This window comes from Gemmiger formicilis (genome assembly GCF_900167555.1).
In the GTDB taxonomy this organism is placed as follows: domain Bacteria; phylum Bacillota; class Clostridia; order Oscillospirales; family Ruminococcaceae; genus Gemmiger; species Gemmiger formicilis.
Genome location: NZ_FUYF01000019.1, coordinates 36,144 through 44,237 on the forward strand (window position 1 = coordinate 36,144; position 8,094 = coordinate 44,237).

6 protein-coding genes are annotated in these 8,094 nt (G+C 55.6%); 2 read left to right on the forward strand and 4 right to left on the reverse strand.

The window, feature by feature from the left end:
* Nucleotides 1–263: 263 nt before the first annotated feature.
* Together B5D32_RS12070 and B5D32_RS12075 are read left to right on the forward strand one after the other, a co-directional pair.
* Nucleotides 264–1,079, forward strand: a complete 816-nt coding sequence (locus B5D32_RS12070) for a transporter substrate-binding domain-containing protein (RefSeq protein WP_159447040.1) — start codon at nucleotides 264–266, stop codon at nucleotides 1,077–1,079.
* Nucleotides 1,076–3,985: a response regulator gene (locus B5D32_RS12075; protein ID WP_242943459.1), complete on the forward strand. Its 2,910-nt coding sequence runs from the start codon at nucleotides 1,076–1,078 to the stop codon at nucleotides 3,983–3,985. The genes B5D32_RS12070 and B5D32_RS12075 overlap by 4 nt, the downstream gene beginning before the upstream one ends.
* A 129-nt stretch (nucleotides 3,986–4,114) precedes the next feature.
* Here the strand turns inward: B5D32_RS12075 and nadA are convergent, their stop codons facing one another.
* From nadA to B5D32_RS12095, 4 genes are read right to left on the reverse strand one after another with little or no spacing between them, the layout of a single operon-like run.
* The gene (gene nadA, locus B5D32_RS12080; protein WP_078785269.1) at nucleotides 4,115–5,032 is read right to left on the reverse strand and encodes a quinolinate synthase NadA; all 918 of its coding nucleotides are present in this window, start codon (nucleotides 5,030–5,032) and stop codon (nucleotides 4,115–4,117) included.
* A 22-nt stretch (nucleotides 5,033–5,054) separates the two neighbouring features.
* A complete protein-coding gene (locus tag B5D32_RS12085; RefSeq protein ID WP_078785270.1) occupies nucleotides 5,055–5,588 on the reverse strand; it encodes a transcription repressor NadR in 534 nt (177 codons plus the stop codon).
* A gap of 1 nt (nucleotide 5,589) precedes the next feature.
* Nucleotides 5,590–6,456 (reverse strand): carboxylating nicotinate-nucleotide diphosphorylase, encoded by an 867-nt coding sequence (nadC, locus tag B5D32_RS12090; protein ID WP_078785271.1) that lies wholly within the window; start codon nucleotides 6,454–6,456, stop codon nucleotides 5,590–5,592.
* Nucleotides 6,449–7,747 (reverse strand): L-aspartate oxidase, encoded by a 1,299-nt coding sequence (locus B5D32_RS12095; RefSeq protein WP_337768488.1) that lies wholly within the window; start codon nucleotides 7,745–7,747, stop codon nucleotides 6,449–6,451. The genes nadC and B5D32_RS12095 overlap by 8 nt, the downstream gene beginning before the upstream one ends.
* Between the last annotated feature and the right edge of the window lie 347 nt (nucleotides 7,748–8,094).

Here is an 8,094-nt window from a genome sequence, read left to right on the forward strand (position 1 = left end):
TTCAATAGCTGAAACCGCCTTTTGGAGTTATCGTCGGATATTGTATAAATGTGGTAAACTGTAAGCCAAAAACAAGGCAAAGCACTTGCAATAATGTCCGTAGTATGATAAAATTCCAACTTGGAAAAGTTATAATATAGTTTACTTCATGGCTTACTGCGTCCGACAGGGTTCGGCGGCAAGCGGTATACAACCTATATAATAAGGAAGAGAAGCGCATGTTCCATTTTTCAAACGGGCATCACCACACAGGAAAAACGTCAATGAGCAGGGCAAAAGTGTATGGTCTGCTTATGGCTTTGGCTATGCTTTTTATGGCAGGTCTGTGTGCCTGTTCCGCACAGCCGCACTCTGCGGCAGAGACTGCGCCGCAGACGATTGTGGTCGGCATTGATGTGTTTGACCCTTACAGCTATCTGGACAGGAACGGGCAGTTTGCCGGCATCGACGTGGAACTGGCGACGGAAGCGTTTTCACGACTTGGCTATACGCCGGAATTCCGGACGATTTCATGGCCGGACAAAGACATCCTTCTCAGCGACGGAACGATCGACTGTATCTGGTCATGCTTCAGCATGAGCGGGCGGGAAACCAAGTACCAATGGGCCGGTCCGTATATGTACAGCCGTCAGGTCGTGGCTGTTCGTGCGGACAGCGATATCCAGTCGCTGTCCGATCTGGCCGATAAGCGCATCGGCGTACAGGCAACCACAAAGGCGGAGTCGCTGTTTCTCGGCGAAATTTCCTCTTTGCTGCCCGAGGTCAAGCAAGTCAACAGCTTTGAGACGACAGAGGATATGTTTGCGGCACTGCGCAAAGGCTATGTAGATGCCGTCGCGGGCCATGAAGCACTGGTAGCCAAGTTGACAAATCTGGATGAAAGCAGTTACCGTGTGCTGGCAGAGAGTCCTTACAGTTCCGAACTTGGCGTTGCCTTCGCAAAGGACACCCATGAGGATTTGGCTGTGCAGCTGACCCAAACGCTGGAAGATATGAAGCAGGACGGAACGATTGGCCGCGTTGCAGAAAAATTCGGACTTGATGCAGAGAAAACTGTGTGGGGGGAACCGGGAAAATGAATGAGAAAAAGCAGTCCGGCAAAAAAAGACTGTTTTTGCTTGTGTTAGTTGCGTTCGGCATTGTACTTTGGATCACATTCACGAATCTGAACCGAATTGCACTGCGTCATACATTGGATGAAACGATTGGTTTTGTAAAGATCCGCTTAGAGCAGTACGAGACCGATGCGGCCAATGACCGCGTCAAAAGCCTTGTCCGCCTGCTGGATAAAACGGTAAGCCTTGGCAATGAAATGACGCTGAAGGAGGGTTTCGGCACGCAGGACCTGGACGCTTTTGCAGAGGAACAGCGTCTGACCGGTGCGCTTGTATTAGATGAAAACCTGAATGTTGTCATGCAGACCACAAAGGGCGGCGACGCCATGCCGCTGTGGGAAAAGCTGATCGACAGCGCCTATGTGCGCAATATCGTTGAATATCCAAAAAAGACATACTCGGCCCGTCTGGAAGAAAATGGGATACTCTATGATTTTGCCGCGGTGGCACGCGCGGATGCACCGGGTATCCTGATCACCTATATACAGAAGGACAATGAGGATATTGGGGATTTGACGGTGGATTCCCTGTTGAGAAATTTTCCGTTGGAGCTTAGCGGCATCGCTACGATCACGGAGAACGGCAGGGTCATCAGCAGCAACAGCAGCGAACAGATAGACAAGACGACAGAGGAATGCCAGGAATTATATAACGAGACCTGCGGTGCCGCGGAGGATGGCATTGTGCGCCTGACCAGCAATCAGGGCGTCTGGTACGGCAGCAAGGAATACACCGGGAACTATACGCTCTTTGTGTTTTTCCCGGCGTCTCAGGTGTTCATGACGCGCAACATTGTCTGTGCATCCTATCTGGCCATTGCCGTAATGGTCTTTTTAATGGCGCTGCTGTGGCAGACCAAAATGGAAAAAGACGCGCTGCGGCAGCACCAGAAGCGTACCGGAATTATCACAGCGCTTGGCACGGCGTATACGTCCATTTCGCTGGTGGACTTGAAGAAAAACACCGTTGAAATCGTCAAGAGCGCGTCCGATACGGTCGAGAAGCAGAAACGCTTTGCACTGAAACGATTCGTACAGCAGGAGCAAATCGACAAAATTATCGCGGAGCCATACCGTGAGGAGTATCTCGCCTTTGCGGACATGACGACAGTGGCCGAACGTCTGAAGGGTCACACCTCTTTGGCGCTTGCGGCTCAGACCGTCGACAAAAAATGGATCCTTACGCTGATCACACCGCAGCGAAAAGACGCGGACGGCAACGTAACAGCCGTATTGGTTGCCACCCGCGACGCTACCGAGGAAAAGCGGCGGGAGCAAAAGCAGGAAGATGCCCTGCGCGATGCACTGGCGGCGGCGGAACACGCCAATAAGGCCAAGACTGTATTCCTGAACAGTATGTCGCACGATATTCGCACCCCGATGAATGCCATTATCGGGTTTACGGCCCTTGCCACGGCGCATATTGACAACATCGACCTTGTCAAAGAGTATCTGAAGAAAATCAGCGTATCGGGCCAGCATCTGCTCAGTCTGATCAACGATATTCTGGATATGAGCCGTATCGAAAGCGGCACGGTCAAACTGGACAACGCAGAAGTCCACCTGCCCGATGTGCTGCACGACCTGCGCACGATCATTCAGGGCAATATCAGCGCCAAACAGCTTGACCTTTACATTGACACGCAGGATGTGCACCACGAGGATATTATCACCGATAAGCTGCGTCTGAATCAGGTCCTGCTCAACATCGTGGGCAACGCTGTCAAGTTTACACCGGCGGGCGGTACTATCAATATCCGCGTTGAAGAAAAGCCGTCTGCCCGCAGTGGGTATGCGACCTTTGTTTTCAGCGTGAAGGATAACGGCATCGGTATGTCGAAGGACTTCCAGGCGCACGTTTTTGACTCTTTTACACGGGAACAGACTGCGACAAGAAGCGGCATCCAGGGTACGGGCCTTGGCATGGCCATCTCGAAAAACATCGTAGATATGATGGGCGGAACCATCGCCGTCAAGAGCGAGCAGGGAAAAGGCAGTGAGTTTACGGTCACCCTGGACTGCAAGGTTTGTGCGGAATCGGTGAAATATCAGCCGATCCCGGGCCTGAAAGGCACCCGCGCACTGGTTGTGGATGATGATGCACAGACCTGCATGAGCGTAAGCAAAATGCTGCGGGAAATCGAGATGGAAGCCGACTGGACGACCTCCGGCAAGGAGGCCATCCTGCGCGCGATGGAGGCGCACAATCAGGGCGCGGACTTCAAGGTTTACATCATTGACTGGCTGATGCCGGATATGAACGGCATTGAGACGGTGCGCAGGATCCGCAAAGTAATCGAACCCGGCACGCCGATCATCATATTGACAGCCTACGATTGGGCCGACATTGAGGATGAGGCCCGGCAGGCCGGTGTCACGGCGTTTGTTTCCAAACCGCTGTTTATGTCGGAACTGCGCGATGCACTGACACGCAAAGAGGTGTCTGGCAGACAGCCCCTTCTGCCCAAGCACGGCGACTATACGGGCCAAAAGGTGCTGTTGGTCGAGGATAATGAACTGAACCGCGAGATTGCAACGGCCATTCTGGAAGAAGCCGGGCTGAAAGTGGACGCCGTTGAGGACGGCACGGATGCCGTGGCCAGAATGACCGAGGCGGCGGAGGATGCGTATGATCTGATCCTGATGGATATTCAGATGCCCAAAATGGACGGGTACACCGCCACCCGGGAGATCCGTACATTGCGCAGCAACAAAAAGGCAAACATTCCCATTGTGGCCATGACGGCCAACGCTTTTGAGGAAGACCGCCAAAAGGCACTCAAAGCCGGGATGAATGCACATATTGCAAAACCGATTGATGTGAATATCCTGATGAGAACACTGGATAAGATTTTCAAACAGAATCCGTGACCGGGTTTACATAGCGTACAAAGGATCTGTACGGCAAAGCAAAAAAGCATATACAGCTGCGTTTATAGCGAACGGCCTCTCGGCGGTTCGCAGCGCGATGCTGTATATGCTTTTTTCATAGGCAATCTGTCAGCCGCCCAGCTCCACCATGCGGCGGATGCAGCGCCCGGCTCCCTGCATGACGTCCTGCGGCAGGGTGATTTCCTCGCCGCCGCTGCCCTGCAGGCAATGGTAAATGTCCATCAGGGTGGTCAGCTTCATGTTCATGCAGGTAAGCTGCACGGCCAGCGGATAGAACCGCTTTTCCGGGCAGGCATAGGAGAGGTGCTCCACGATGCTGTTTTCCGTTCCGATGATGAACTCTTTGGCATCGGACTTTTCTGCGTAAGCCATAATGCCGGTGGTGGAGCCGACATAATCAGCCTGCTCCACGACCTCGGGGCGGCATTCGGGGTGAACCAGAAGCAACGCCTCCGGGTGGGCAGCGCGGGCTTTGGCTGCATCTGCTGCCGAACAGATGATATGGCGCGGGCAGCCGCCGTGGTAAAAGGCAAACTGCTTTTCCGGCAGCTGCTTTGCCACATAGCCGCCCAAATTGGGGTCGGGGATGAACAGGATCTTATCGTTTTCCAGCGCACTGCAAATTTTCAGCGCGCTGGAGGACGTCACACAGACATCACAGGCTGTTTTCAGCTCCGAAGTCGTATTGATGTACGCTACCACGGCGTAGCCGGGGTACTGCTTTTTCAATTCCTGCAAAGTCGGCAGGTCAAGCTGCTCGGCCATAGGGCAGCCCGCCATGGGGTTGGCCAGCCAGACGGTTTTCTCGGGGCTTAAAATTTTGCAGGTCTCGGCCATGAAGCGCACACCGCACATGATGACCCCGTCAGCGTTGGTTTTGGCCGCCTGCACGCTCAACCCGTAGGAATCGCCGGTGTAATCGGCGACTTCCAGCACAGGCTGGCTCTGGTAGGCGTGGGCCAGGATGCAGATATTTTTTTCCCGTTTCAGGCGCAGGATCTCCTGCTGCAGTTCATGGACAGTCATAATTATGCCTCGTTTTCTTTCTTCAATGCTCCCACGGTTGCAGCGGAGCCAGAAAACCGTGCTCTTTCAGTTCTTTTTCGATCAGGTTCAGCCTGTCCGGGGTGGCTGCCTCCACCAGATGATAGTGGTAGCCGTCGGTGGCGGTGGACAGCACCGTGGAGGAGCTGTCCTCAAACGATTGCAGAAATTCCCGCACGTCCTGCCGGGAACGGATGTCCATCTCGGCGGTGATGCGGCCATAGACCCGGTGGCTGATGCTGATATTTTTGACCCGGCCGCCACAGTCCACAATCAGGTTCAGCTCCTGCCCGGTCCGGTCCGGTGTGTGGCGCACCTTGAACTCCCGTGTGCAGCCGGCGGGCTGATCGGGCTGATCCAGCACATAGCCGCGTGCGGTGGAAATGATCCCGGGGTGTGATGCCCGTATGACCGCCAGATCCTGCACGATGACCTGACGGCTGACGCCGTAATGGGTAGCCAGCGTGCGGGCGGCAAGAGGCGCTCCGGCATGGGCAAGCTGCTGCAAAATGGCGGCGCGGCGCTCGGCGGTGGTCATATCAGGCCTCCTCCTCGGTCAGGGGGCGCAGATGCTTCATGGAAAGATCCAGAATGGGGGCCGAATGGGTCAGGGCACCGCTGGACACATAGTCAATGCCGATGTCCCGCAGACGGGCAATGTTTTCCCGCGTGACATTGCCGGAGCACTCGGTCTTGGCGCGGCCTGCAATCAAAGTCACAGCCTTGCGCATATCCTCATCGCTCATGTTATCCAGCATGATGATGTCCGCACCGGCTTCCACAGCCTCTTTGACCTGCTCCAGCGTTTCAACCTCCACCTCGATCTTGCGGACGAAGGACGCATACTGTTGGGCCATCTTGACGGCCTTCGCCACGCCGCCGGCAGCGCCGATGTGGTTATCCTTCAGCAGAACGCCGTCGGACAGGCCGGTGCGGTGGTTGCTGCCGCCGCCAACGCGGACAGCGTACTTTTCAAAAATGCGGTTGTTGGGGCTTGTCTTACGGGTGTCCAGCAGGGTGATGCCGGTGCCTTCCAGCAGGGCAGACAGCTGATGGGTATAGGTGGCAATGCCGCTCATTCGCTGCAGGTAGTTCAGCGCAACGCGCTCACCGGAAAGCAGGGCGCGTATATCGCCCGTAACAACGGCCAGCTTCTGGCCGGGCTTGACGGTATCTCCGTCCCGGCAGAAGAATTCCACCTTGGCACCGGGGTCCAGCAGCGTAAAGACGCGGGCATAGACCGCCAGACCGGCAACAATGCCGTCCTCCTTGGCAATCAGATCCACGGTGCCGGGGCAGGCGTGGGGCATGACGGCGTTTGTGGAAACGTCCTCCTCCGGAATATCCTCCCGCAGGGCTTGCAGCAGCAACGGGTCTATATGCAGCAGCTGGGTGATCTCATTCATGGTTTTTACTCCTCTCAATAGCGGTCAGGACCTCCTGCCGATACGCGGCAAACAGCGGTTCCTGTTCACGGTATGGGGCCAAATCGGGCTTATCGCCTGTAAAGACAGGCGGTTCTCCGTATAGTATATCATCTGCCGCGCGCTGTGCAAAGACCAAAGATTCCAGCAGGGAATTGCTGGCCAGCCGATTGCGTCCATGCACACCGTTGCAGCAGGTCTCGCCGCAGGCATACAGCCGGGGCAGTGCTGTGCGGCTGCTCAGGTCCGCCGTGATGCCGCCCATAAAATAATGCTGGGCCGGTACAACGGGAATCGGTTCATGGATGGGGTCGTACCCCTCCTCCTCGCAGCGCTCCAGGATGTTGGGGAAATGTTCACGGATAGCCGCCTCACCGATGGGGCGCATATCCTCCCACACATGGTCGGTGCCGTCCTTTTCCATCTGCGCACGGATCGCTGCGCTGACCACGTCGCGGGGCTGCAATTCGTTGGTAAAGCGGTCCCCGTTTTTATCCAGCAGCAGCGCGCCCTCCCCGCGAACCGATTCCGAAATCAGAAAGCGACGGCCTTTTCGGTGGCTGTACAAAGTCGTGGGGTGGATCTGGATATAGTCCAGGTGCTCGCAGGCAACTCCGTGGCGCAGGGCCATGGCGATGGCATCCCCCGTGATGTGGGGGAAGTTGGTGGAGTTTTTATATAACCCGCCGATGCCGCCGCAGGCCAGCACCACCGCCCCTGCCCCGATGGCTCGCGGTTCGCCGTCCGGGCCGGCAGCAATGACGCCGCCGCAGGCCGAGGCATCTGCGAAGAAATCCAGCAGGGTCGTATGCTCGCGCAGTTCGATGTTCTCGCAGCGCAGGACCTCGTTCAGCAGGGTCTGGGTGATCTCGTGGCCGGTAATATCCTCATGGAACAGAATGCGCGGGCGGGAGTGCGCACCCTCCCGGGTAAAGCGCAGGGCCCCGTGGTCATCCCGCGCAAAGCGGACGCCGCGGCGCACCAGATCCCGGATGATCGAGTTGGAGGAACGAATCATCAGGTCTACTGTGGCGGGGTTGTTCTCGTAATGGCCTGCCCGCATCGTATCATCAAAAAAGGGGCGGTAGTCTGCCTCGCCATGCTGCATACAAATGCCGCCTTGCGCAAGGAAGGAGTCGCTCTCGTCCGCTTTCTGCTTTGTAAGCAGAAGAATGCGGTACCGCGCAGGCAGATTCAGGGCGCAGTAAAGGCCCGCAGCGCCGGTGCCGACGATGACTACGTCAAAATAGTCATCCATATTAGCCATTTTCATGTGGTTTCCTCGGTTTCTTCTGTAATTCCAACTTTGACAGTATAGCACCGTTCATTACACGTGTCAAGACACATGTAATGATATATAGTGACACCCCGCCATGCGCAATAAACTTCGGCATAAAAAACAACAGGAACACTGCTGTACATTGCAATGTTCCTGTTGTTTTTATTAGGGCAATACCGCATAATTCTAAGTACCGATACGGCGAGCGAGGTGCGGCATCTGCTAAGCCAAAAGCGCAGATAATACTTTGTGTATTATCGAGCATTTTGGCAACGCAGATGCCGTGCCGCAGCCGCCGGAGCGGTGCTTAAGCCGTAAGGCGGGAATTATGCGGTGTTGCC